We start from the raw sequence: 23,954 nt of genomic DNA on the forward strand, positions 1-23,954 counted from the left end.
AGACAGCGACGCCAAAACGTCCAGCGACTGCACGACTACTTTCGCCGTTTAAAACGGCTGCAACAACACGCTCACGCAGATCATTTGACAACGGTGCGTACAGCGCGGCAATAAGGATGAAACGCGGGCCTTCGTGTCAATCGCGGTGCTGGCGAGGCCGCGCAGGGCTTTCACAACGGCTGGAAGCAATCCGGCCTCGGCGGCGAGGACGGAAAGCACGGATTGGAAGCCTACCTGCGCAAGCGAACCGTCTATGTGGGAGCTTAAGTTTGGGTCTGGTCAACTGAGGGGCAACGCCCGCTTGCAGCGGCAACCCATGGCAGTGGAACGGCTCTTGCGCGTTTGTTTCAACAAAATCCGTCGGAAACACTATTCTGCTAAGCCGCAAGCGAGTCGGTCATGGTGAAGCGACAATAGGGAAGATCGGGCGCCCGGCGGTCGAGATCATGAAGTCACCAAGACCGCGCCTTCGGGTCATCGAAAGGACGTTCCCGTGGCTTGGCCGATGGAGGAGTCTGGCCAAGAGGTCCCGTCAATTCTACATCGAACTAGCGGCCAATCTTGAACGATCTCGCATCTGGACGCCCTAATTGTAATTTCAAAACGGGATATTGCAGCGTCGATTCCCTTGGCTTTGCCCCGTTCTGACCATTGCAAGCTATTCGCCGCATCGTGAGGCGTCTGCTGTGGCGATGCTTCGCAAAGAGGCATCGAGCAATTCCACCTTCTGACTGATGCGCCTGCGCCAATATGCAGAGCATTGCCGGGCGAGACAGGAAGTTGCCAGCGCTTACTGGCAACTCCAGGGCGGCATTCACCAAGCGGTAAAACCGCCGTCAAGCACCAGATTGGCGCCCGTCATATAGGTTGACGCATCAGACCCGAGGAACTGGACGATGGGACCGAACTCCTCGATCTCGGCCTGCCGTCCCATGGGCACCCGTTCCAGGAAGGCGTCGATAAACTCCTTGTCGAAAGAACCCGTCTTGACGCCGCCGAAGGTGACGAGATTGACCCGCACACCCTTCTTGGCCCAGTAGGTGGCGAGGTAGCGCGTCATATTGATGAGGCCGGATTTCGAGGCGGCATAAGAGATCGCCTTGATGAACGGCTTGCCGTCGCGCGCTTCGCGATAGGCGTACAACGCCTGGTTCGGTGACACCATTCCATACATCGAGCCGACCATGATGATCGAGCCACGGCCGGCATCCGCCATCTTGCTGCCGATGACCTGGGTCGTCAGCATCACGCCGGTCAGGTTGGTATCGATGATCTCATCCCAGTATTTCTGCGGATAGTGCTCAAAAGGCGCATTCTGATCAGCATCGCCATTCGGCTTGCTGTCGATACCGGCATTGTTGATCAGGATATGCGGGACACCCCAATCCGCAATCAACTGGTCCGTCGCTCGGATAAGCTGTTCCTTGTCACGCACGCTGGCCTCATGGACGCGAACTTGATCGGCGAGAGCACCGAATTTCTCAGTGATCTGCTCGCGTGAGAACGGGCGTCGGCTGAAGATCGCGACCTTCGCACCGGCTTCAGCCAGCGTCTTGGTAAACTGCGTCCCGAGTTGTCCCAGGCCACCTGTGACCACGGCCACCCGGTCCTTGACGGAGAAAGCATCGCTCATTGGGAATTTCCTTTCAGGGATTGATTGGCGTCCATGGCGGCGTCTTCGGCCATGGCGCTCGAGGAAACGAGGCCGCGCCTTGTCCAGGCGCGATAGATGGTGATGACCAGCACGATGCAGACCATAGTGCCCAGTCCGGCGGCGACCGGTCGGTCGAAGAAGTCGAGAAGGTCGCCGCGCGCAATCTGCATCGACATGATGAAGTTGCGCTCCAGCACCGGGCCCAGCACAAGGCCGAGGATCAGCGGCGCGATCGGGAAGCCATTTCGTTCCATCAGGTATCCGACCAGACCGGCAATCAGCATCGCCCAGACGTCGAACAAGGTGTTGTTGACAGCGTATGAACCAATGAAGCAGCACAGCAGGATCATCGGTACGATGACCGCCCTGGGTATCGACAGGATATGGCGCGCCGCCTTGATCGCGATCCAGCCCAAGGGGAAGAGCAGCAGATTGGCGACAAAGAAGGATATGATGATCGCCGTCGGCATCGTCGGGTTTTCGACGAACAGACGGGGACCAGGCGACACGCCCTTCATGAAGAGGACGCCAACGGCAATTGCCGTGACCGCATCACCGGGAATGCCGAAGACCAGCGCTGGAATCCAGGCCGCAGACAGCCCTGCATTGTTCGAGGATGTCGCCTCCACCAAGCCTTCCGGATGCCCGGTACCGAACTTTTCCGGCGTCTTCGAGAACTTGCGGCTGAGGCCATAGGAGATCCAGGCCGCAAGGTCGCCGCCGACACCCGGAAGGGCGCCGATCGCCGCGCCAAGCGAGGTGCCGCGCACGACACTCATGGGATAACGCCGGAGCAGCGCCAACATCCCGCGATAAGGCTTGACGTCACCGACCTTGAGAGGAGCAGGCTGCTCCCGTTCAAGGGTGGTGAACCCGCGCAGGATCTCCGACAGCGCGAACATGCCGATCATGACCGGAATGAAGCTGACACCGCCGCTCAATTCCAGGACATCGAAGGTGAAGCGCGGCTGGCCAGTGGTCACATCGAGTCCGACCGTGGACACGAGAATGCCGAGCACCAGAGAAACGCCGCCCTTCACGGGATTGTTCGCGCTGACGAGGGCGCAGGTCATCAGGCCCAGCACAGCAAGCCAAAAGAACTCGAAGCTGGAAAAGTTTAAGGAGACCTGCGCCAAGGCGGGACCGGAGACAAGAAGAACAACCGCACCGATCAATCCACCTAGTGCGGAAAAGAAGAAGCCGAGTGAAAGAACTTCGCCGGCTTTGCCCCGGCGTGTCATCTCGTAGGACTCTTCCGTGTAGGCTGCAGAGGCCGGCGTCCCGGGAATACGGATCAAGGCGCCGGGAATATCGCCGGCGGTAATCGCCATCGCCGTACTGGAGACGATCAGGGCGATCGCGGCCAGCGGCTCCATGTAAAATGTCACGGGAACGAGCAGTGCGGTCGCCATTGTCGCCGTCAGCCCAGGCAGCGCACCGATGAACAGTCCATAGACGGCCCCAATTACAATAGCGAGCAGCACGCCCGGCGCCATCACCATCAACAGTGCCTGCCAGAGGGTGTCGAGGGACATCATAGCAAACCTCCCAGAGGCCCGGCCGGAAGCTCCACCATCATGACACGCGAAAAACCGAGATAGAGCGCGAGCACAAACAAGGGCGTGACGATCGCAATGGTCAGGGGCCGCGCACCTATGAGAGCCATCAGGCCGGCCATGTAGATCAGCCCGACCAGGGGAAAGCCGAGGGTCTGGAAAAGCAGTGCGCCGGTCATCAGGCCGCCGACGGTCCAGAGCGCGGTTATGCGCTTGCGCCAGGACACATCCCATTCGCTGACGTCCAGCAGCGGGCCGCCATCCGCTTGAGACCAAGCCGGCCAGGCAATCAGAATGCCGAACAGTATGAGCGCTGCACCGGCGACGTCAGGCATCAGGTCCGCGCCGAATTGAACCCCGGGAACTCCAGGCAACTGGCTGGACGCCGCAATGACACCCGCGCCAAAGAGAACCAGGCCGGGCCCGGTCAGTCTTTCACTAAGCTTCATGTCAAAATCTCGCACGATGGCGGTTCGATTTGATGCATGTCCGGGCGCAGGCTCTACCCGGGGCCCGGACATGCAGTGCCATTTACTTCGCGAGGCCAACGGCCTTCATCGTCTCCGTCAGTCCCTGCTGGGCGGATTTGACCGTTGCAGCGAAGGTCGGTCCGTCCTGATAGGCGACAGAGAAACCGCGAGACGTCATGAACGTCTTGAATTCAGCATTCTCGGTGATTTCCTTGAGCGCGGCGCTGACTTTCAGGACAACGTCATCAGGTAGCCCCTTGGGACCGGCAAGGCCGCGGAACGGCAAGGGCGACCATTTGATATCAAGCAGTTCATCCGACGTCGGCAAATCCGGATACAGAGGGCTGCGCTCGCTGGAGATCAAAGCAATCGTCTTGGCCTGGCCTGCGTCCACCAGGGCCTTTGCTTCGGCCGGGGAGGTGGAAACGACAGCAATCGCATTCGATGCGAGCTGCTGCAGCGCCGGCGCCGAACCATCCGATGCTACCCAGTTGGCCGCCATGGGATCGATCCCGACCTTTGACAACATACCAACCCATGCCAGGTGTGAAAGGCCACCACGGTTTGCGCCGGAGGCCGCGACACCGCCAGGATCCTTCTTGACCGCTTCGATCAGGCCCTTCAGATCGGAATAGGGGGCGTCTGCACGGACGTTCACGCCGATGGCATCGGCATTGAAGCGGCCGATGAAGCTGAAGTCGGCAGGTGTTGCGCCTTTGAGGCCCTGCGCCTCATACATGGCGCTTTCGATGGTGATGACGCCGAGGGTGTAGCCATCGGGCGCGGCCTGCACGATCGCTGCATGGCCCACAAGCCCACCGCCCCCGGTGCGGTTCATCACGTTGAACGGCTGGCCGAACTTCTTCTGCAAACCTTCAGCCACCGCGCGCGCCGTGGCGTCCGTGCCGCCACCGGCGGCCCATGGGACGATAATGGTAACGGCCTTTTCAGGCCACTCGGCGGCGGCAGCGCCGGCTGCCAGCATCACGGCGATACCGGCGGCACCCGCCAGGACCGGGCTCAATAAGTTTCTAAACAATGACATTCTTGTTCCTCCCAAGGATCTGCATTTGCATCAGGGCCTGACGATCCTCATCCATCAGGACACTTGACATATGACTTATGACATAAGTATCTTAAGCGCAAGGATGGCGATGCGTCAACAGGCTCGCTAAAGTCAGGAAAGCCGAAGCCAGAACATGCGAGCCTCCTATGATCAAAGCTGACACAGTCCAAGCCTCCAAACGCGACCGCCTTCACACAACTGTTGCCGCCGCGATAGAGGCGAGCATCCTGAATGGCGCCCTCAAGATCGGCGACAAGCTCGAATCGGAAAGCACGATTGCGCGCGAATTTGGGGTTTCGACCCGGGCGGTTCGTGAAGCCATTCACACCCTGGAGACCAAGGGCCTGGTCATGCGCCGCCATGGCGAGCGGACCACGGTCGTTCGCGAGGACGTCAATGAGTTTCTCGATACATTGGCGGTGACGGTTCGACAGCGGCTGGCGAGCGAACCCGAATATCTCAAGCAGTTGATGGTGGCTCGACGCATGGTCGAGACCGAAGTCATCGAGATCCTCTGTTCACGGGACACGCCCGTAGCCGATACCGTGACCGAAAACCTGGAGCGTATGCGCAGGGCGCGAGACGAGATGGATTTCTCGGGCTTCGTCGATGCCGACGCCGCGTTCCACCTGGCATTGGTGCACTCGGCCGGCAACCGCATCCTGTCGATCATCTATGACAACTTCGCCAGCCTCATCAACGAGGTGATCCAGGTGACCAGTCGCGTGCCGACGAAATCGCTGGTCGAGGCCTATGACGAGCATGCCGAGATCTATTCGATGATCCGCGATCGTGACGAGGCGGGCGCCAAGGCGCTGATCCGCGCCCAGATCGATAACAGCGCCAACTATCTGCGCATCGCAATTGAAAAAGCTACCAAGGGAGAGACTAAGAATGCCTGACTTCAACTACTCGGATGTCGACTGGAACGCCATTGAACGTCTCAAGAAATGGTATTCCGGTGACGTGCACGACAGCATGGAGGCGCTTGGACTTTGGGGGCATCTTGAGGGAATCAAGCTCCTCGGTGCACTGGCGGAAGGAGAAGTGGTGTGTGGTCCGGCTGTTACCGTTCTGTTCGGACTTTCTGATCGCAAGGGCGAGCCACAGGACGTCTATCACAACGCCATCGACAACGCCCCCCAAGGCGGCATCCTGGTTTGCGACGCCTCTTGCGCCCCCGGCTCCTGCTCCGGGGAGTTGATGAGTTCGGGCGCAAAGACGCGCGGCGCTGCGGCGACGATCGTCAATGGCACGGTGCGCGATCTGGCGCAGGTCCGCAAGCTTGGCTATCCGCTATTCGGCACCGAGCCCAGCCCCGTTGGGGTCACCGGCAAGAAAGAGCCTATTGAGGCACAGGTCCCCATCACCATAGGTCGCGTAACGATAAAGCCCGGCGATGTGATATTCGGTGACATTGACGGCGTGGTGTGCATTCCGAAGGAGCATGTGGAAGCCGTTGCCGATCAGGCAGACCAACTCGGCCGACATGAGACCGCCGCGCGCGACCGCATTCTCGCCGGCGAAAAGCTGCAGTCGGTCTGGCCGGTCTAAAGCAACTCTCACTGCGGCCCATGGTGCGATCTTGAACACCTCCCCCGCAAACTACAGCCATGGCGGCATGTATTGCGCCTTACAAAGGCAGTGGTGTCCAAAGACAGCACTGCGAAAAACCGAGGCTGCGATAATAATGTCAGCTTCTGCTGATAGCAGCGCCAACGTCTGGCGTGTTGCCGTCATGCTTGTTGGCTACCTCTGACCCAACATCTTTCTCGCCTTGCGATAGATGGCGTCATCCTGCTGCGGTCCACCACGGCACTGTTTGGTACCGAGAGCCACCGACCTGATTGCTGAGATGACCTTCTTGCCGAGGCTGAGCGTCGTCGAACCGGTGATATCTGTTCCAGGATCGGAGTGGCGGTTTTCGTGAAACACGGCGATTGTCGCCCCCGCTTGATCGCGCAACAGCAGTGTCACACAGACATCGTCGCCATCCAGTGGGTCATCATTTGACAGCCTGGTTCGTATAGTCAGGCCGTTCATCGTCGGCGTCAGCGATACCGTTACTGTCTGCGGCCGCTTCCAATCCCATTTCAGCGAGATTGGAGGACAAGACGTCTTAAGACAGGTATCAATGGTCTGAGTCCTCCAGACATACTCTCTCCATTCCCCCGCGTTGACGCTCGGATCGCTCCCAAGCAGCCCAATCGCCAAAGAAAGCGCCTTAAGGCTATCAGCCATCAATGCTCCATTCGTTTTACCCCGAATTACGAAATCGGGCTTTTATAGAGCTTGCCGTCGTTCGGCCAGCCTTGCGCCAATCCGCTCAGTTCACTCAACACTCATGCCGATCGCCTGTCTGCTCCTGAGTTTGCGCGGAGCAGTGACATGATCATCGGACCGAGTGAGAACTCCCCTGCCCTCGCTCGGCGCGTCAGGTCGCGAAGATATCCACCTGGCGAGTTGATATGCCCCGCCCTTTCCAGAATTGCGGCCATGCCAACCGCGGCGTTCTCCGGTCCCATCACCTCGCACGCCTCCTGATAGGCTGAGGGGCTGACCCCAAGCATGGATCGAACCACGACCGCAGCGCCCATCAACTCACGCCAATGGGAAATCGTGCCCCCGGGCCCATAGTCGGAAATCTGCGGGCAGGCTTTCAGCACCATCGAAAGCGGAAATGCCTTCATCTGTTCAGGCTTTGCCAACGGTTGGGCTATCACTGCGGGTTCAGCTTCTGGCTCGACGGCTCCGCCCTGCTCTAGTCTAGAGCTAGGTTCAAGATCACTGATGGATTCGGGTTTTGAATTCTGTATGTGGCATCCACTTTGAACAGCATTGTCATCCATATTTTGAGAATTTAGCTGTTTTCCCAGAAGGTTGAGGATCTCAGAGCGCAGAAGCTGCATCTCGTTGAGGACTGTTTCCACCTGGTGACGGACTGGGCTGCGCGGAAGTCGGCCGACAATGCCGACATACATGTCCTCAATCGCGTCCCAGTCGCCGGCAGCTCCCTCCTCGATAGCAGCGGAAATCAGCTTGCGGACGTCACGCCGGCAGATCGTCAGTGCCTCTTTGGCTCGACGGAACTGAAGGCGTTCGGCCGCAACCTCTTGCGCCAGGTTTGCAAGTTCGGCAGCGCGCGCCAAAAGTGGCGAAAGATCGAATCCAAAGGCCTGCTCTATATCGCCCCCCTTATCCCGGTGCGCGTAACGCTTGCCGTTCGGACTGTCCCGGCGCTGAATGAGGCCAGCTTCGACCAGGGCAGCCAGATGCCGTCGCAAGGTCGTTCCCGTGATGCCATGCGCTCTGACCGAGAGCTGGGCATTGGATGGGAAGACCACCAATCCATTCTCGGAATTGAGCTCGCTCTCCGGATAAAACGTCAAGAGCGCGTCGAGCACCGCCAGTGCCCTGTCCTGGAGACCCAGGCGCTCACGTGCCTCGCAGGCGTCGCGAAACACCTTCCACTTTTCGACCGGGCGGTTTGGTTTCGTTTCGGCCGTCTGTAGCTGCCTCTTCACGAGCGCAAGCACAGCAGGCCGCCGCCCAAAGGGCGTCGTCACATTTTCGAGATGCATTTTCCTTCACCTTTCTTTAGGCAATAGAAATCTGCTCACCAAAACGGTGCCAAAGACTCTTGACTGTGATTCCGGGAAATGCGATTCTCGATCTTGCTACGGATAACGAGAGAGGCTTCCACGGTTCGCCGTTTGGGGGCCTTTTTCTTTTGCTGCTTACTCTCCGTCAGTGTTGGTCTTGGACTGTTGGTACTCTTGGTAGAGGCGGTCTATTCGAGCCGTGAGCCAATTGCTAAATGGCTTAGCCTCAATGCTAGATAGCTCGATTGCCACCTTTTTTGCTCTAGAACTCACGGCCAAGCTCAGGGACTTATCCCCGGATGTCCATTCTTTGACTGGCTCGACTGCCTTTGGGGTCTTCGCTGCCGATTTGGCCTTATATTTCTTCGCGAAATCATGCAGTGCATCGAACCGCCTTTCCTCCGGTATTTCCAGGAAGTCAGGCGTGGATACATAGTCGTTGGATGCGCGAAGAAGCATTGGGGCTAAAAGCAACTGTCGCAAGCTGAGCCATTTATCACGGCCAATTTTTTTCGAGGCTCCAAGCACCTTGATAACTGGCTCCGGTATGACCTCGACTACCCCAAGCATCTTGGAGAGCATGGCCTCATCGATAGCAAGGGAAGATCTGACAACATCCTTGGTCATTCCAGTCGCCAAGAGATTACGGGCGAAGTAGGCACGCTCGATAAAGGAGAGGTTCGATCGTGCTGAATTTTCTTGTCCCTGCGCAATGGCGGATGTGATGTCATCCAGCTTCTTAATGACAGCCTTGACAGGTATACCGAGTTCTTCAGCGACCCGACGCCTTCGGTGACCAAACACCACCATATATCGTTGGCTGTTGGGTATTGGTCGTACCAGAATTGGCGTGGACTGGCCGGATTCCCGGATCGCTTGTTTGAGCTCCTGATATTCTTCGTCCTCGTCAGAAAGACGGTCAGCGACCAAGGAGACGTCAAGCAACCGTGGGTCCAACTCCACGACCACCTCACCGTCCATCAGCTTCTTTGTATTCTCAGCAAGATCCTCGATCGATCTGACCACCGTTTTTGCTGCTCCGGTCATGGCATAGCTAGGGTGACCAGAGGCTTTCCTCTCAGGAATGGTTGAGAGGTCCAACTTAGCGAACGGATTATCACGTGCCACGAACATCTCCTTTCACATGGTTCATCTTCAACAACGACCTGAATTCATTGATCAAATCGGCAAAAAAAACGGCTGACAAGAAAGTCATTTTCGCCCCCATGCACTATGGATCAAGTCCATGATCTCGCCATTGGCAGCGTTAAGGCTCTCGATTGCACGGTCGTAGGTTGACCTGACAAAATCACCACGTTCGACTTCATAAAGTGTCTGCTTCTTGATTGAAGCATCGGAAATGGCTGTCGATTTGAGTATGTGGTTTCTCAACATATGTTGCGCGAACATGGATTGCATAAAACCTACCATCTGGGCTTGCGGGATGTCCGTGGGCTCGAATCTTGTTACAAGGTATCGGAACCACTCAATCCGGATCTCCGCACCAGCCTCGGCAACCGGCGTCAAGATGCCACCGAGCATCATGAGAAACTGGCTCATTGACATGATGTCCAACATCTGAGGGTGAATGGTTATCAGAATACCCGTCGAGGCCATCAGTGCGGTGATCGTCAGGTACCCGAGCTGAGGAGGGCAGTCTATGACAACGACATCATATCGATCATCGACAGCTTTCAAGGCATTGACAATGCGCATATGAAACAGTCGTCCCTCATCATCTTTTCTCGACGAGATAGCGAGCGGCACATCATATTCATATTCCTGGAGCACGAGGTTCGCAGGAACGACGTCAAGACCCGGAATGTTGGTCGGCTGAATGACCTCAGCAATTGACTTCTTCTCGTCGTCAAAGCGAATCGCTTCATAGAGAGAAGATGTCTCATCGAGCTCTGGTTGGATGCCGAAGAGGGACGTCAATGACGCCTGCGGATCGAGATCGACGGCAAGTACGCGATGTCCTGTCAGTGCAAGATACTGAGCGAGATGCGCAGCTGTCGTTGTCTTTCCACTTCCACCTTTAAAGTTGACGACTGACACCACTTGCATCTGCTCACCGGCGCGGCGTTTCGGCAAGTAGTATCTCTTGTCAGACTTCTTGTTGGCTTCGAGAAACTCACGGAGCTCCAGCATCTGATCGGCCGTGTAGTACCGCCGGCCGCCGACCGTTTCGACTTCTGGACCTTTTCCTTCCGCATGAAGCTGCCTGAGATGACTCTGGGTTACGCCCATAAAGTCAGCAACTTCGCCAATCTGGAACCTTCGCAGACCCTTGCGAGCATCTGGCGGGTACTGTTGGCTACGCAGCATATGCAAGGCGCCTGAAATCTTCGAACCCTGTTCGGCGATTTCCAGATCAAAACGGTTGGGCTGCAACGGGCTCATTTTGCAAACTATTTCCTGAGGAGGATAATTTTCAAAAAAATGGCGCTTTCGCCATCATTTGCGCAACTATCTCCCGATTCTGAATACCCAGCAAGGAATTTAAAGTTAACAACTCGTCAATGTCTTCATCTGCTGGGTAACCTATGCCTGGCTGGCTCCGTTTTCCTGTTGTTTTTCATTGCCATAGAGGCACGGCATGGATTCGTGGCTCCGTTAGCTATTCACAGTCTTGCTAGTCGCACAAAGCATCCTGAGACCTGTAGCCATCGGGTCTACCAGCTTGAGGCAGAATCAGAAGCCAACCCTTTTGGCAGTAGATCGAAGCTCACAGCCCCGGCAAACCTCCTTGCATCACCGAAGCAGGGGGGAGGGGGGCTCGATGCGCATCGTCGCCATCAAGGGGCGAAGCTGAACGCCGCCCAATTCACGACATGCACCGGCTCCGCGCCCACGTTTTCCGGCAATAAATCGTCATGCAGGCGAATGCCGAGCGAACGATTGGCTCAGTCGGAGCGGACCGCGCGATCGGGGAGGGGCGGGTTGCCGACGGCGAGGTCGTAGATTGGCGACAGGTCGGTACGGGTGAAATCGCCATTGATGATCCGGGCGCTGGCTGAAGCGGCCGGGTGATGCGTGCCGTCACAGGATCGAACTCAATTCCGGTCACATAGGCGTTGTCCCGATAATCGGCCGGCGTGAGGGCAGGGGGATAACCCTGTACCAATAACTGGCCCAAGCACGCGACCCCCGCGCCAACCGAGAAGCTGCAGCCCAGTCCAGATCGCCCTGATGATAAAGTCTTGCGTGAAATGCGCATACTGGGTGCAGCGGGCGAGGGACACATAGTTGACCTCATTGACCGCAGCTTCCAGCGCGCAGCTCAGATCATCCCACCCTTGCGGAACTCGGCTTCACCGGGGCGGAGAAACATGTCGTTCGCGATATCCGATGCGCCGAAACCTGTGAAGCGGATGAGCTTCGCCTGATTGTCGCGCGAGTGACCGGCACGTCATTCCGCTCGATCTCGTTCGCGGTGAGGATCGCGGCTACGTTGCTCCCCGCACGCACGCGGGGGCAGGCGAGGGGGCCTGGGACGGGCGAGGGCGCACCAGGATCATCGCACCAGCCGGGCTTGGCGATGAGGCTCTTTGCGCCGACATAGCCGTTGCTTGCAGGATCATGACCGACGATGACAACTGGAAGACCGTGCTTGCGATGACCGGAGCTTTTCAGTGTCGTTGCTGCCGAAGTTGTCGCCTCGATCACCGAAGCGGCGGAGGCCTATCCGTTGAGGACAACGGTCATGGATCATCCCATGCGCTCGGAGGCGTAGGAGCCCGGGCTTGCCGGGAAGACCACGGTGCGGTTGCCGTTGATGAAAGTGCGGTGATGGATATGGGCGTGGATGGCCCGTGCCAGTACCTGGCTTTCCACGTCACGGCCAATCGAGACATAGTCGTCCGCGGACTGCGCATGGGTGATGCGGGCAACGTCCTGCTCGATAATCGGACCTTCGTCGAGATCGGCGGTCACGTAATGGGCGGTCGCACCGATCAGCTTCACACCACGCTCGAAGGCCTGTTTGTAAGGATTCGCCCCCTTGAAGGACGGCAGGAAGGAGTGGTGGATGTTGATGATCTTGCCGGACATCTTCTTACACATGTCGTCCGAAAGCACCTGCATGTAACGGGCCAGCACGATGAGCTCGGTGTCGGTCTGTGCAACCAAATCCATGATGCGGGCTTCGACCTGCGGCTTGTTCTCCTTGGTCACCTTGATGTGGTGAAATGGAATGTCGTGATTCACGACGACCTTCTGGTAGTCGAAATGGTTGGAGACGACGCCGACGATATCGATCGGCAAGGCGCCGATTTTCCAGCGATAGAGCAGGTCGTTGAGGCAGTGGCCGAAGCGCGACACCATCAGGAGGACCTTCATGCGCTTGGCGCCGTCATGCAGGTTCCAGTTCATGCCAAACTTCTCGGCAACGGGAATGAAGCCCTTTTCAAGCTTGGCCTCGGTGACACCTTCCTCCGAAATGAAGGAAATGCGCATGAAGAACTGTCCGGTGTACAGATCGTCGAACTGGGAGCTGTCGACGATGTTGCAACCCTGTTCGGCGAGGTAACCAGAGATCGCAGCTACAATGCCGCGGGTCGACACGCACGTGACCGTCAGTACATAAGTAAGCATTTCATCTCTTTCACAAAATGGCCCCCGTCAGGCCCGTTATGCCGGGCCAGACGCTGATGTCGAAGGGGTGTGGTAGACGCTCAGGAATCGAGCGCCCTCAGGAAGCTTTCGAGCTCGGCGGGGTCCATTTGGACAACATGGCGGCTCTCGGGATAGGCGAGGCTTTCAACATCCTGGCGATATTCCGTAAACGCGGCAATCCGCTCCTGCTGGAGCCGGTCATATTCAGCGGCGAAATTGCGATAGACCTTGGAATGGCGGGGCATATGGCCGCGGTTCTGGCCAAGAATATCCTCGGCGAACAAATATTGCGCATCGCAGCCGGTGCCAGCGCCCATTGACAGCATGAAGAGCGAAGTTCGTTCCGAAATCGCCTTGGCCACCTCGACGGGAACCACCTCGATTTCTGCACCGAAGGCGCCCGCCGCTTCATATTTGCGCACAGCATCCATGATCTGGAGCGCAGACTGCGCGGTTTTGCCGACCGCCTTTAAGCCACCCGTCCAGGTCGCCCGTGACGGGATCAGGCCGACATGGCCGATCACCGGGATCGCCTCGTCCGCCATCGCCTTCACCGTAGCATAGCTTGCCGAGCAATAGACGGCATCCGCCCCGGCCTTGTAGAGCCGGAAGGCCCAACGCACGAAATCGTCCGCCGTGCCAATCTCGAAGAAATTGTCGCCGGGCATCGAAAAGAGCGTCGGCGCCGCATCGCGATATTCAGGATTGAGCATCAGATCCGGTGGGATCGAGACAATATCGATACCGGCTTGTTCAGCCGCCTCGGCCTCTTCGAGTGTCATGACGCGCAGCATGGTCAGCTGACGTTTTCCTTTCATCGCGCGGAGGTCGGCAATGGTGGGTCTCTTTCTGGACATGCGTTTCCCCTTCCAGGATCAGAGTAGCGATTTGAGTTTGACAGACGGATCGGCAAGGAATGCCGGGTCTGGCCGGGCACCGCGGCCAATCAGCATCTCGGCGAGCCTTATGTCTCTGGCCACCGCCTGACCCGGCCCGAAACCTTGCGCCGCCACCAGCCGACCATCGGCGGCGAGATGAAAGCTCATAAGCACATCCTCGTTGGGCCGGCGCAATATTTCGGTCCCCCCTTCATCGATGAGGCCCGCCACCTGCAGCCCATGATCATACTGGTCCGACCAGAACCAGGGCAACGGCATCTCGCCGATCGCTTCGCCGGAGAGCAGGGCCGCAGCCATGGCCGCCTGGTCGCGTGCATTGCGCCAGGATTCGAGCCTGACCCGCCGACCGCCATAGATCGAAAGCGGAAAGGCGCAACAATCGCCGATCGCCAGGATGGCTGGATCGGAGGTTTGAAGCCGCGCATCGACGGTGATGCCATTGTCGACCATCAGACCTGCCTCGCGCGCCAGCGCCACCTCAGGCACAGCGCCAATGCCGATCACGATTGTGGTAGCCGCAATCGTTCCGCCATCCGAAAGGATGAGTGCAATCGTATCGCCGCTTCGATCGATGGTGCTCACGCTCGTCCCAAGGCGAAAGGCGACGCCGTTCCGTTCGTGCAGTTCCTGGACCTTTCCCGCAATCGATGCCGAGACACCGCGCGCGAGAATTCGTGCCTGCGGCTCGATGACGCTCACAGCCGTTCCGTGCTTGCGCGCGGCAGCCGCCACTTCGAGCCCGATGAAGCCGGCCCCGAGAATGGCGATCGGGCCACCGGCCAACAGAAGCGGCCGCAACGCCTGCGCTTCGCGGAGGTTTCTGAGATAGTGAATGCCGACAATGCCCTCGGCGATCGGCAAGCGCCGCGACGCGGCGCCGGTGGCCAGCACCAGCCGGCCATAGTCCAGTCGTTGGCCGTCCGACAGTTCGACCGTCCGCGCCGCTCGGTCGATCCGCAGCGCATGGACGCCGCGATGATGAATGATCGCGTCCGGAATGTCTCCACCGGCAAACAGCGGAACCACTCGCGCTATCTCATCGGGCTCGAGATGGGCCTTCGACAGTGGCGGCCGTTCATAGGGCGCGCAATCCTCCGCCCCGACGAGATGGATCGGCAAGGAATTTCCGCGCCGCGCGAGGTCTGCCGCGAGTGTAGCACCCGCCTCACCGGCGCCGATGATGACGATGGGTCCGTCGGTTTTCATGACAGGACCGTCAGCCGATCCGGAAGAGGATGTCGCCATCCTCCACCTTGGCCTCATAGGTCTTGAGATCGACGCAGATCGGCGCCTTCAGCCCCTTGCCGTTGCGATAGTCGAAGCGCCCATTGTGCTTCGGGCATTCGATGACATGACCCATCACCAGCCCGTCGGCGAGATGGACCCGCTCATGGGTGCAGAGCCCGTCTGTCACATAGACAGTGTCGTCGGGGGCGCGGATGATCGCAAAGGTCTGGCCAGCATGGTCAAACCGCATCACATCCTCGGCGTCGATATCGTCCAGCGCGCAGGCCCTAATCCAGTCGCTCATTGTCATTCTCCGGTTCTTGGACATGAGTTGGTTTTCGCCCTTGCGGGGCGGTCACACCTTCCCTCAGTGTCAGTGTCAGTTCAGTGGACGAGGTTCGGTTGCAGATCCTCGCGATAGGGCCGTGCCGTTGGCGGCAGCTCCCGTTTCACGAAATAGTCCTCGTAGCGCAACTGGCGCAGCCAGGCCGGGATCACCTCGCGATATGCATGGATGATCGACGGGTTCGGCACAGGCAGGTCATGCTTGATCAGACGATGCAGTTCCGGCAGCGCGTGGTAGGGCACCATCGGGAACATGTGATGTTCGACATGGTAGTTCATGTTCCAATAGATGAAGCGGCTGATCGGATTCATGTAGACGGTGCGGCTGTTCAGCCGGTGGTCGAGCACGTTTTCGGCAAGGCCGCCATGCTGCAGAAGCCCGGTCATGATCATGTGCCAGCAGCCATACATGCGTGGCAGACCAATCAGCATCAGCGGCAGCCAGGATTGCAGATAAAGTGCGGTGACGATGGTGGCGATATAGATCAGCACATGCACGCGCGCTGCCCGGACGCCCTTCGGAATTTCAGTGGCCGGAATGTAGTCACGTTCGTCGGCGGAGTAGCGACCGACCGCATTGCGAATGAGCCCGATCAGCGAATGATGGACGTCGAGAATGCCGAACACATTCAGCATCACCTTCAGGAGATCAGGCGGCCGCATCACGGCGATTTCCGCGTCACGGCCGACGATGATCGTATCGGTATGGTGCCGCGCATGGCTCCAGCGCCAGTTCACCGGATTGCGCATCAGCATGAAGGAGGCGATCTGGTAGACGACGTCGTTCATCCAACTGGTGCGAAAGGCGGTTCCATGTCCGCATTCATGCCAGCGCGCATCGCTTGCCGACCCGTAAAGCACGCCATAGACTAGGAAGAACGGAACGCACCACCAGCTTCCCCAGAAATAGACGCCGAACGCGCCTGAAACGACCATCAATCCGAGCCAGATCACCGTGTCCCGGATCGCAGCGGCATCGGAGCGCTGCATCAGTGCCTTCATCGTCTTGCGGTCGACATCCGAATGATACCATTCTGCCGAGGCCAGGCCGAGCGCGACGGCGCGCGCAGCACCTTCGCCGGTCAGCGAATAATCCCGCTTATCTACCCTATCCAACATGTCGTTGACCTCCATGCCCCTGCCGTTCAGCCGGCGGGTTCTTGCTTCTTTCTCGTGATGTTCGGAAACTGGCCGGATGGTTTCGGAAAACTATCCGCCGGCTGTGTTGCGATCGCGGCAATCTTGCCGAGCGATGCGGCAAGGGCAGGCGCACCGGCCAGCACCCGGAATGTCACGTCGTAGCGGCGCTCCTCGCCATGATGGAGCCAGATAAGTTCGCCTGTCTCGCGCGCCCGGCCACGGCCCATCACATGGTCTGTCGAAGGTTCGATACCGAGGGCATAGAGTCCCGATTGCAGGGCCTGCCATTCGAAAAGGCAGGGGAACTGGTCCTTGCGGAATGATACTTCGAGGCCAAGCCCCGCACGGTCGTTGACGAGTGCCACCGGCACCTGTCCGGCCGCATCAGCCACGACGTCATGTTCCCATACCTGTTCGTGAAACCGCTCCTGCGGCGCCGGCATCCGGTCATAGCCGACATTCTGCGCACGATAATTTTCGCCCTCATGGGCAGCCCACAGAACATCGCGGATCGGCGCGGCATAACGCGATCCTTCCGCCAGCACCGGATGGCCGACATTGACGTGATACATATACATATGCGGTGTCGGGCTGAAGCCACGATTGGCAACCCGGTCGGTGATCCGAATCTCGTCGGTCCCCACCTTCGCCTCGATGCGGCGGGTGAGTTCGAGATGTTCACCGAACACGGCGGCCTGCCGCACGATCCCCTCGCACCAGAGCCAGCAATCATCGCCGTCCCAGCGTTCGCCATAGCCCGATAGGCGGGCGGGAATGGTGCCGACGCGGCCATGGATCGAATGTTTGACCGTCTGGCGCGGCCGGTAATTATAGTGGTCCGCCGGTTCCTCGGCCATGAAGAGCGTATGATCGAGGCCGCAGGTGACAAGCAGTCCGGAAAAGGACCGCATCCAGCCCAGGCCACCCTCTCCTTCATAATCATGCAGGCCGGGATGGCGAAATCCGGTCGCGGAATGCCAGCCGATCGCCATGCCGTTATGTTCGCAATCGCCGATGTCCATCGCACGATCGATGAGGACGGTAAAGCGAAGCCCGGTACCGGTGCGGAATTCGAGCAGGCGCACGCCACGTTCGACGCCGTCGCCCAGCGTCATCAGGCGCACGCCGGCGAACTGCGACAGGCTGCCCGCATAGGCGGAAAGCTCCCGTCTGGTCCTGCGCTCGCCATAAAGTGTCACCATCGCCGCTGCTCCGTCGCTGAAACGTCATCTGTCCGACATCGGGCGATTATTCCGCCCGATGTCATTCCTTGTGATCCGGGTTTCAGAGGCCCTGGGCCCGGAGCTTGCCGTCCAGGAATGTCTTGGCGCGCGGTACATCCGACTCTTCCAGATGCTCGATGATGATCGGAATGTTCGGATGCTTCTGCGCCAGCCGCTTCAGGTAGAGATCGTAGTTAAGCGAGCCGAGGCCCGGGGCAGGCAGTTCGATCTCGCCGACGCCACGGAACGTATGGCTTTCCATCGCATCTGCATCGCCGATATCGGCATGCTTTTCGGATTTGTCATCGCCCGAGCGCTTGACGTCCTTGGCATGAGCGATCCTGATCTTGTCGGTCAGCGTGTCAAAAACCTGATTGAGGATCTGGTCCATCCGGTCGATATTGTGGGTCTCGAAATAGTTGGTCGGATCCATCAGCAGGCCGAGGCCCTGGTGATCGACCTGGGCGAACATCTTCACCGTTTCCTCGACGGAACCGACGACATTGTTCACATAGGTTTCGAGCAGGAAGGTCGCGCCGTGATCATAGGCATGTTGCGACAGGTCGGCGATGACCTTGCGGCATTCCTCGAAACCTTCTTCCGTCTTGTTCTTCGGATGATGAACCCAGTCCGACTCGGTGTTGTAGGTGCCGGTTTCGGAGATCACATAAGGCGTGCCGAGATGTTGTGCATGCCGGATGATTTCCTTGAGATAGCCAACACGACGGGCACGTTCGGCCGGATCGGGATGGATGATGTTGGTATAGCCGGAGATACAGCAGATCGGCAGATTGTGATCGCGGAACGTCTCGCGGATGCGGATGCACTTTTCCTTGGTGATCTGGCCTGCACTCAGATCCATATCCTTGAAATGCAGGTCGAGCTGCACGGTGTTGAAGTTGAGCGCACGGATCTTCCTTGCAGTCTCTTCGAGGCTGTAGGGGAAATATCCGGTGAAAATGCCGGTCTGCATCATGGTTGAGTCCTCCCTTTGGATCGAAATCAGATAGCGATATCAGCGAGTTTGACCGCACGCCCTTCGGCCATCGAACGATAGCCGGCCTCCACGAGCGCCATGGTCTTGACATTGTCGGCAACCGAAAGTGCCGGGGCCTCGCCGGAGCGAAGCGCATATTGCAGCTGTTCCATCACGCCGATGAAGGCATGCGGGAACCACATCGTGTCCCATTTGGGCGAGACCCATTTGCCGCCGGTGGTCTTCTTCGACGCATAGGTCAGCGTCGAGGGCGAACCATCCGGCCAGCCGATCGTGCCCTGCGCGACGCCATCGGTGCCTTCCACGCGCCACTTGATGTAGATGTCGCTGTCGAAGCCTTCCTCGCGCGGACCCGACCAGACATCTTCGAGCGACACCGCAAGGACATTATTGGGGAATTTCAGCGTCGAGACGGTCACGCCGTCGCTATGGTCGAACCGGGTGCGCGGATCGGTACGGGCTGCGGTATAGATTTCATCGGGATCGCCGAACAGGAAGCGCAGCACATCGAGATGATGCACACTCATATTGGCAAGCGTCAGCCGGTCGTAATCCTCAAGAAAGCCCTGCCAGTGGGGGATCGCGCGCATCTCGATCGTGGCGATGACCACCTGGCCGAGTTCGCCGCGATCGAGAATTTCCTTCAACACCCGCATGGACTGGTCATAGCGCATGTTCTGGTTGACCGAGATGATCTTGCCGGCCGCCTTTGCCTCGTCGCGCAGCTTCTTCGCCTCTTCAAGCGACAGCGCCAGTGGCTTCTGGGCGAGGATCGCCTTGATATGCGGTGTGGCAAGCGCCTTGCGGATCAGGTCCGGCTGCTGATCCGGCGGATAGGCAATATCGATGATCTCGATCGAAGGATCGGCAATCAGCGCCTCCGGCGTCTCGTGCACGGTCGGAATGTCCCAGCGCTTGGCGACCTCAGCAGCGCGCGGCCTCGTACGCGACGCGATGGCGGCCACAGTGAAACCGGCCATCTTGTAGGCGGCAAGATGGCATTCCGCCATGATCATGCCGGCGCCGATGCAGCCGATGCGATAGCCCTTTTCCCGAACATTGACATCAGGATGAAATGGCTCAGCCTTCGTCATCTTCTCCTCCCCTTCACAGATTTTGCAGTTTCGGCAGGGCCCTCCCGGCCCTGTCGAAATAGAACATGCGCGCCGGCTCGCACGCGAGCCCCACGTAACTGTTGAGCCGGATCTGCGGCTGACCGCGCATCAGGGCCCGAAGCCGGATAGGACCGCTTTCAAGCGTGACGACCGTATGGCCGCCGAGCGGCTCGACTTCGAAGACCCACGCTTGGTTCGCCGCTCCACTATCGGCTCCGACCTTGAGGTCTTCCGGCCGGATGCCGATGCCGACCGCACCATCCGGAATCCGCGCCGGATCGAGTTGCAAGGCGCCGGCGGCAGCCGATGGTGTCGGTCCAGCCTCGATCGACAGAATGTTGATCTGCGGTGAGCCCAGAAGCCCTGCCACATAGCGATTGGCTGGATTGTCGTAGATTGCTTGCGGCGTATCTATCTGGCGGATGGCGCCATGTTCGAGCATCGCCATCCGGTCCGCCACCGACATCACCTCTTCCTGGTCATGCGTCACATAGACCAGCGTATGACCTAGCTCGCGCTGGATGCGCTTGAGTTCGACGCGGGTTTCCTCGCGCAGCCGCGCATCGAGCGCTGAGATTGGATCATCCATTAGATAGGCGACCGGATCGCGCACAAGAGCCCGGGCGATTGCCACGCGCTGTCGCTCGCCGCCGGAGAGATGGGCCGGCATCTTGTGCAAGAGATGCGAGATATGGAGCTTTTCGGCGACGCTTGCGACGCGTCTGGCGATCGCATCGGGCGCCACCTTCCGCTCGACCAGCGGAAAGCGCACATTGTCGCCGGCCGTCATATGCGGAAAGAGCGCCAGGTTCTGGAACACCATCGCGACGTTGCGCGCCGGCGCCGGTACATGGGTTACAGGCTTGCCGTCGATGAGGATTTCGCCCCTGTCCGGCATTTCGAGGCCGAGGATCAGCTTCAGAATCGTCGATTTGCCTGAGAGCGGTGGCCCGAACAGACAGAAGAATTCATTGTCGCCGATCTCGAAGCTGACATCGTCGACGGCGATCTTGTCGCCATAGCGTTTGGTGACATTTTCGAAGCGGATGGTCGCCATGGTATCAAGCCTCCCCGATCGCCATGCCGGTGTCGGCATCGAACAGTCTCACGCCTTCGCTGGCGAGCGCCACGGGCGCCATCTTGCCGGCCTCTATCCCTTCGCCATTGTCAATCACTGCCTTGGCGAGCGTGCGTTCGGCGCCGAAATGCAGCGTCGTGCGCGCGCCGATCCGCTCGACGAACAACACCGGTAGCGAGATACCGCCACCCTGTCGGTCAATCGACACCTGTTCGGGCCTGAAACCGAACCACACATCGGCGCGCTTGCGGCGCCGTAGAGCAGCGGCAAGCCCGCGTGGCAGCACCGGAGACAGGCCGAGCTGGCCGAGATCGATACGGATTTCAGCGCTCTCTTCGGTAACCGTACCACGGATGAGGTTCATGCCCGGCGCCCCGATGAAATTGGCAACAAATAGGTTGGCCGGATGGTTGTAGACCTCGAGCGGTGTACCCACCTGCTGCAGCACCCCGTGATCCATCACCGCGATCCGGTCGGCCATCGTCATGGCTTCGAGCTGGTCATGGGTGACATAGACCATGGTCTGGCGGAACTGCCGCTGCAGATGCTTGAGTTCGGTGCGCATGACAGAGCGGAAGGCGGCGTCGACATTGGAGAGTGGCTCGTCGAGCAGGAAGATTGCCGGTTCGACGATTGCCGAACGGCCGATCGCCAACCGCTGCAGGATATTGACCGAGAGTTTCGCCGAGGGCTTGTCAAGCAGTTCGGTGAGCTGCAGGAACTCCGCCATCTGCCTGACGCGGCGGTTGATTTCAGCTGCCGGCAACCGGCGCATCTTCAGGCCGAAGGCGAGGTTGTCGCGCACCGTCATATGGGTGAAGATCGCATAGTTCTGAAAGACGAAACCGACCCCGCGCCTACCCATCGGCACGTCGATCATATCGCGACCGTCGAAGAGAATGCGGCCACCGGTCGGCCGTTCCATGCCGGCGATCATGTTCATCGTCGTCGACTTGCCGCAGCCGGAGGGTCCGAGCAGCGCCACGAACTCGCCGTCGGCGATCTTCAGGTCCATGGTCTTCAGGGCCTGGAAGGCACCGAAACTCTTTTCGAGATTTTCGAGATGGATCGACGTCATGTCAGGCCTCCGCACGCGCCTTGTTCATCCGGGATATCGCCAGGGAAACAAGGATGGAGAGAACGATGAGGATGACGAGCGCGATCGCCGCGACATAGCCCCAGATAAGATCCTGCTGGGTGACCTTGTAGATATAGACGGATATCGTCTCGGTCGCGACACCCGGGCCGCCGCCTGTCATGATGAAGAGCGTGTCAAAGATCTTGAAATTCTCGATGACGCGGATGGCAAGCGCGATCAGGATAATCGTCTTCATGCGTGGCAGCATGATGTAGCGGAAGCGTTGCGGCCAGGAAGCGCCGAGCAGGCTTGCCGCTTTCAGCTGGTCCTCCGGCACGCCGACGAGGCCGGCTAAGAGGATGAGGAACATCAAGGGCGTCCATTGCCAGATATCGGCGATCATCACCGCGATCAGCGCCGTTCCGGGGCTTGATAGCCAGGCAAGGGCCACTGGCTGGCCGGTGAGCGCCGAAATCAGCATATTCACCGGCCCACCCGACTGGAAGAGCATGAAGAACATGTAGCCGGCCACGGCAGGCACCACCATCATCGGCATCAGCAGTATCGAGTAGAACACTCGCTTGCCCGGAAAGTCCTGCACGAAGAGGATCGCGAGCCCGAGCCCGAGCAGGAACTCGACCGGCACGCAGACCAGCATGATCAGCGCAGTGCGACCGAGCGCGCCGAAGAAGCGGTTGTCCGTCATCAGATCGGTGTAGTTGGCGAAGGTATTCCAGCTTTCCCAGGCCATCCACCAGCCGGTGCCATCGAGCGGCGACCAGTCGGTGAGCGAGATATAAAGCTGCATCAGAAGCGGGAAGACCGAGATAAACAGCACCAGGATCTGGGCCGGAAGCGTCAACCACAGTCCAAGGCGGCGGCCTTCGTCGGCATCCGTCGCCGCGTTGCTGGATGGAGATACGGTCTGATCGAGAGCTGGCATGACGCTCTGTCCTCCCTGTTCAAGACGATGGTCGAGGCTCATTGCTTCAGCGCCCCGAATGTCAGCCCCCGCACCAGATGGCGCTGGATGGCGATACCCATAAGGACGGGCGGCACGGCGGCGATGAGACCGAGCGCGGCCTTGGCGCCATAGAGCTGTCCGGTCATCGAGGAGGAGAGGGAGGCCATATAGACCGGGATCGTTACCCATTCCCGGGTGGTCAGAAGCAGGCCAATCAGATAGTCCGACCAGTTGAGAATGAAGACGAAGAGGGCTGAGCTTGCGAGCGGCGCGCGCATCATTGGCAGCGTGATCTTGGTGAAGACGCGCCAGCGCGAACAGCCTTCCACCCGCGCCGCGTCCTCGATTTCGCGCGGCATGTCGTCAAAGAAGGTCTTCATCAGCCAGAAGGCGAATGGCAGCGTGACGATGCCATAGATCAGCGCGAGGCCCCACCAAGTATCGACCATGTTGAAGAAGGCCCACATGATCATGACCGGGATCATGACGGCCATCGGCGGAAACAGCCGGAGCTGGATCAGCGCCAGCGGCAGATTCCCGCCAGATCCGAAGCGCGACAGGCCATAGGCGGCCGATGTGCCGAACACCATGGCGATAAGCGTGCCGAACACAGCCGAAAGCAGCGAGGCGAGAATGGGCTTGGCCGCGGTCTTGTCGAGCGCGACGATCAGTTCGCTCGAGGATTGCCCAAAAATGAAGCGGAAATTGTCGAGCGTCGGCTGTCTGGGCCACCAGGTCAACTGATCGCCCGTCGCCGTCCATTCGGCGATCGGCTTGAAGGCCATCGAGGCCATCCAGAGAATGGGGACGAGCGTGATAGCCAACGCCGCGCAAATGGCGAGATAGCGAAGACACTCAAGGGCAAACGAACGATGCATGGCCATCAACTGTGATTGTTGGAGATCGGAGGGGCGAAAACGCCC

At 59.1% G+C, this 23,954-nt stretch carries 22 protein-coding genes and 3 pseudogenes; 3 read left to right on the forward strand and 22 right to left on the reverse strand.

Translation table 11 applies throughout. The features are described from left to right. Window positions 1–103: pseudogene (locus tag B9A97_RS29405) on the reverse strand (IS630 family transposase); the annotation flags it as partial. Window positions 104–141: 38 nt separating this feature from the next. On the opposite strand from B9A97_RS29405, the pseudogene B9A97_RS29410 reads away from it, so the two are divergent. Then, window positions 142–267: pseudogene (locus B9A97_RS29410) on the forward strand (hypothetical protein); the annotation flags it as partial. A 547-nt stretch (window positions 268–814) separates the two neighbouring features. Here B9A97_RS29410 and B9A97_RS14865 read toward each other — a convergent pair. The 4 genes from B9A97_RS14865 to B9A97_RS14880 all read right to left on the reverse strand — a co-directional run bounded on the left by B9A97_RS14865 (window position 815) and on the right by B9A97_RS14880 (window position 4,725). Then, window positions 815–1,633: an SDR family oxidoreductase gene (locus B9A97_RS14865; RefSeq protein WP_084366145.1), complete on the reverse strand. Its 819-nt coding sequence runs from the start codon at window positions 1,631–1,633 to the stop codon at window positions 815–817. After that, window positions 1,630–3,192, reverse strand: coding sequence for a tripartite tricarboxylate transporter permease (locus B9A97_RS14870; protein WP_244564237.1), 1,563 nt, complete (start codon window positions 3,190–3,192; stop codon window positions 1,630–1,632). The genes B9A97_RS14865 and B9A97_RS14870 overlap by 4 nt, the downstream gene beginning before the upstream one ends. After that, entirely contained in the window at window positions 3,189–3,659 is a 471-nt protein-coding gene (locus B9A97_RS14875; protein ID WP_179145298.1) for a tripartite tricarboxylate transporter TctB family protein, read from the reverse strand. The genes B9A97_RS14870 and B9A97_RS14875 overlap by 4 nt, the downstream gene beginning before the upstream one ends. A gap of 82 nt (window positions 3,660–3,741) precedes the next feature. Next, window positions 3,742–4,725 (reverse strand): tripartite tricarboxylate transporter substrate binding protein, encoded by a 984-nt coding sequence (locus B9A97_RS14880; protein WP_084366147.1) that lies wholly within the window; start codon window positions 4,723–4,725, stop codon window positions 3,742–3,744. Window positions 4,726–4,892: 167 nt separating this feature from the next. Here B9A97_RS14880 and B9A97_RS14885 point away from each other — a divergent pair, with 167 nt between their 5' ends. Together B9A97_RS14885 and B9A97_RS14890 are read left to right on the forward strand one after the other, a co-directional pair. After that, complete coding sequence (locus B9A97_RS14885) at window positions 4,893–5,648, forward strand: FadR/GntR family transcriptional regulator (RefSeq protein WP_084366148.1); 756 nt, start codon at window positions 4,893–4,895, stop codon at window positions 5,646–5,648. Beyond that, window positions 5,641–6,300 (forward strand): RraA family protein, encoded by a 660-nt coding sequence (locus B9A97_RS14890; protein WP_084366149.1) that lies wholly within the window; start codon window positions 5,641–5,643, stop codon window positions 6,298–6,300. Before B9A97_RS14885 ends, B9A97_RS14890 begins: the two co-directional genes overlap by 8 nt. A gap of 195 nt (window positions 6,301–6,495) precedes the next feature. Here B9A97_RS14890 and B9A97_RS14895 read toward each other — a convergent pair whose 3' ends face one another. The 17 genes and pseudogenes from B9A97_RS14895 to B9A97_RS14980 form a co-directional block, all read right to left on the reverse strand. After that, window positions 6,496–6,987 (reverse strand): hypothetical protein, encoded by a 492-nt coding sequence (locus B9A97_RS14895; protein WP_084366150.1) that lies wholly within the window; start codon window positions 6,985–6,987, stop codon window positions 6,496–6,498. Between the two features lie 101 nt (window positions 6,988–7,088). Beyond that, on the reverse strand, window positions 7,089–8,327 hold the full coding sequence (gene repC, locus B9A97_RS14900; RefSeq protein WP_084366151.1) for a plasmid replication protein RepC: 1,239 nt from the start codon (window positions 8,325–8,327) through the stop codon (window positions 7,089–7,091). A 156-nt stretch (window positions 8,328–8,483) separates the two neighbouring features. Then, window positions 8,484–9,476, reverse strand: a complete 993-nt coding sequence (repB, locus tag B9A97_RS14905) for a plasmid partitioning protein RepB (protein ID WP_084366286.1) — start codon at window positions 9,474–9,476, stop codon at window positions 8,484–8,486. 84 nt (window positions 9,477–9,560) lie between these two features. Further along, the gene (repA, locus tag B9A97_RS14910) at window positions 9,561–10,751 is read right to left on the reverse strand and encodes a plasmid partitioning protein RepA (protein WP_084366152.1); all 1,191 of its coding nucleotides are present in this window, start codon (window positions 10,749–10,751) and stop codon (window positions 9,561–9,563) included. A 506-nt stretch (window positions 10,752–11,257) separates the two neighbouring features. Continuing rightward, window positions 11,258–11,822, reverse strand: a pseudogene (locus B9A97_RS30155) (hypothetical protein); the annotation flags it as partial. 237 nt (window positions 11,823–12,059) lie between these two features. After that, window positions 12,060–12,944 carry a formyltetrahydrofolate deformylase gene (gene purU, locus B9A97_RS14925; protein ID WP_084366153.1) on the reverse strand — a complete coding sequence of 295 codons (885 nt, stop codon included), beginning with the start codon at window positions 12,942–12,944 and terminating at the stop codon, window positions 12,060–12,062. Between the two features lie 80 nt (window positions 12,945–13,024). Then, complete coding sequence (locus B9A97_RS14930; RefSeq protein ID WP_084366154.1) at window positions 13,025–13,822, reverse strand: 3-methyl-2-oxobutanoate hydroxymethyltransferase; 798 nt, start codon at window positions 13,820–13,822, stop codon at window positions 13,025–13,027. 18 nt (window positions 13,823–13,840) lie between these two features. After that, entirely contained in the window at window positions 13,841–15,070 is a 1,230-nt protein-coding gene (locus B9A97_RS14935) for an NAD(P)/FAD-dependent oxidoreductase (RefSeq protein WP_084366155.1), read from the reverse strand. A 10-nt stretch (window positions 15,071–15,080) separates the two neighbouring features. Next, a complete protein-coding gene (locus B9A97_RS14940; RefSeq protein WP_084366156.1) occupies window positions 15,081–15,395 on the reverse strand; it encodes a MocE family 2Fe-2S type ferredoxin in 315 nt (104 codons plus the stop codon). Window positions 15,396–15,475: 80 nt separating this feature from the next. Beyond that, window positions 15,476–16,555, reverse strand: coding sequence for a fatty acid desaturase family protein (locus B9A97_RS14945; protein ID WP_084366287.1), 1,080 nt, complete (start codon window positions 16,553–16,555; stop codon window positions 15,476–15,478). Window positions 16,556–16,581: 26 nt separating this feature from the next. Then, window positions 16,582–17,778 (reverse strand): aldose 1-epimerase family protein, encoded by a 1,197-nt coding sequence (locus tag B9A97_RS14950; protein ID WP_084366157.1) that lies wholly within the window; start codon window positions 17,776–17,778, stop codon window positions 16,582–16,584. Between the two features lie 82 nt (window positions 17,779–17,860). Next, on the reverse strand, window positions 17,861–18,775 hold the full coding sequence (locus B9A97_RS14955) for a sugar phosphate isomerase/epimerase family protein (protein ID WP_084366158.1): 915 nt from the start codon (window positions 18,773–18,775) through the stop codon (window positions 17,861–17,863). Between the two features lie 26 nt (window positions 18,776–18,801). Then, window positions 18,802–19,890 (reverse strand): Gfo/Idh/MocA family protein, encoded by a 1,089-nt coding sequence (locus B9A97_RS14960; RefSeq protein ID WP_084366159.1) that lies wholly within the window; start codon window positions 19,888–19,890, stop codon window positions 18,802–18,804. 13 nt (window positions 19,891–19,903) lie between these two features. Beyond that, window positions 19,904–20,968: an ABC transporter ATP-binding protein gene (locus B9A97_RS14965; protein WP_084366160.1), complete on the reverse strand. Its 1,065-nt coding sequence runs from the start codon at window positions 20,966–20,968 to the stop codon at window positions 19,904–19,906. A gap of 4 nt (window positions 20,969–20,972) precedes the next feature. Then, on the reverse strand, window positions 20,973–22,067 hold the full coding sequence (locus B9A97_RS14970) for an ABC transporter ATP-binding protein (protein WP_084366161.1): 1,095 nt from the start codon (window positions 22,065–22,067) through the stop codon (window positions 20,973–20,975). A 1-nt stretch (window position 22,068) separates the two neighbouring features. Continuing rightward, entirely contained in the window at window positions 22,069–23,010 is a 942-nt protein-coding gene (locus tag B9A97_RS14975; protein ID WP_084366162.1) for a carbohydrate ABC transporter permease, read from the reverse strand. A 38-nt stretch (window positions 23,011–23,048) separates the two neighbouring features. After that, a complete protein-coding gene (locus tag B9A97_RS14980) occupies window positions 23,049–23,915 on the reverse strand; it encodes a carbohydrate ABC transporter permease (protein WP_244564238.1) in 867 nt (288 codons plus the stop codon). Window positions 23,916–23,954: the final 39 nt, after the last annotated feature.

It is taken from the genome of Rhizobium sp. RU36D (assembly GCF_900176345.1).
Classification (GTDB): domain Bacteria; phylum Pseudomonadota; class Alphaproteobacteria; order Rhizobiales; family Rhizobiaceae; genus Allorhizobium.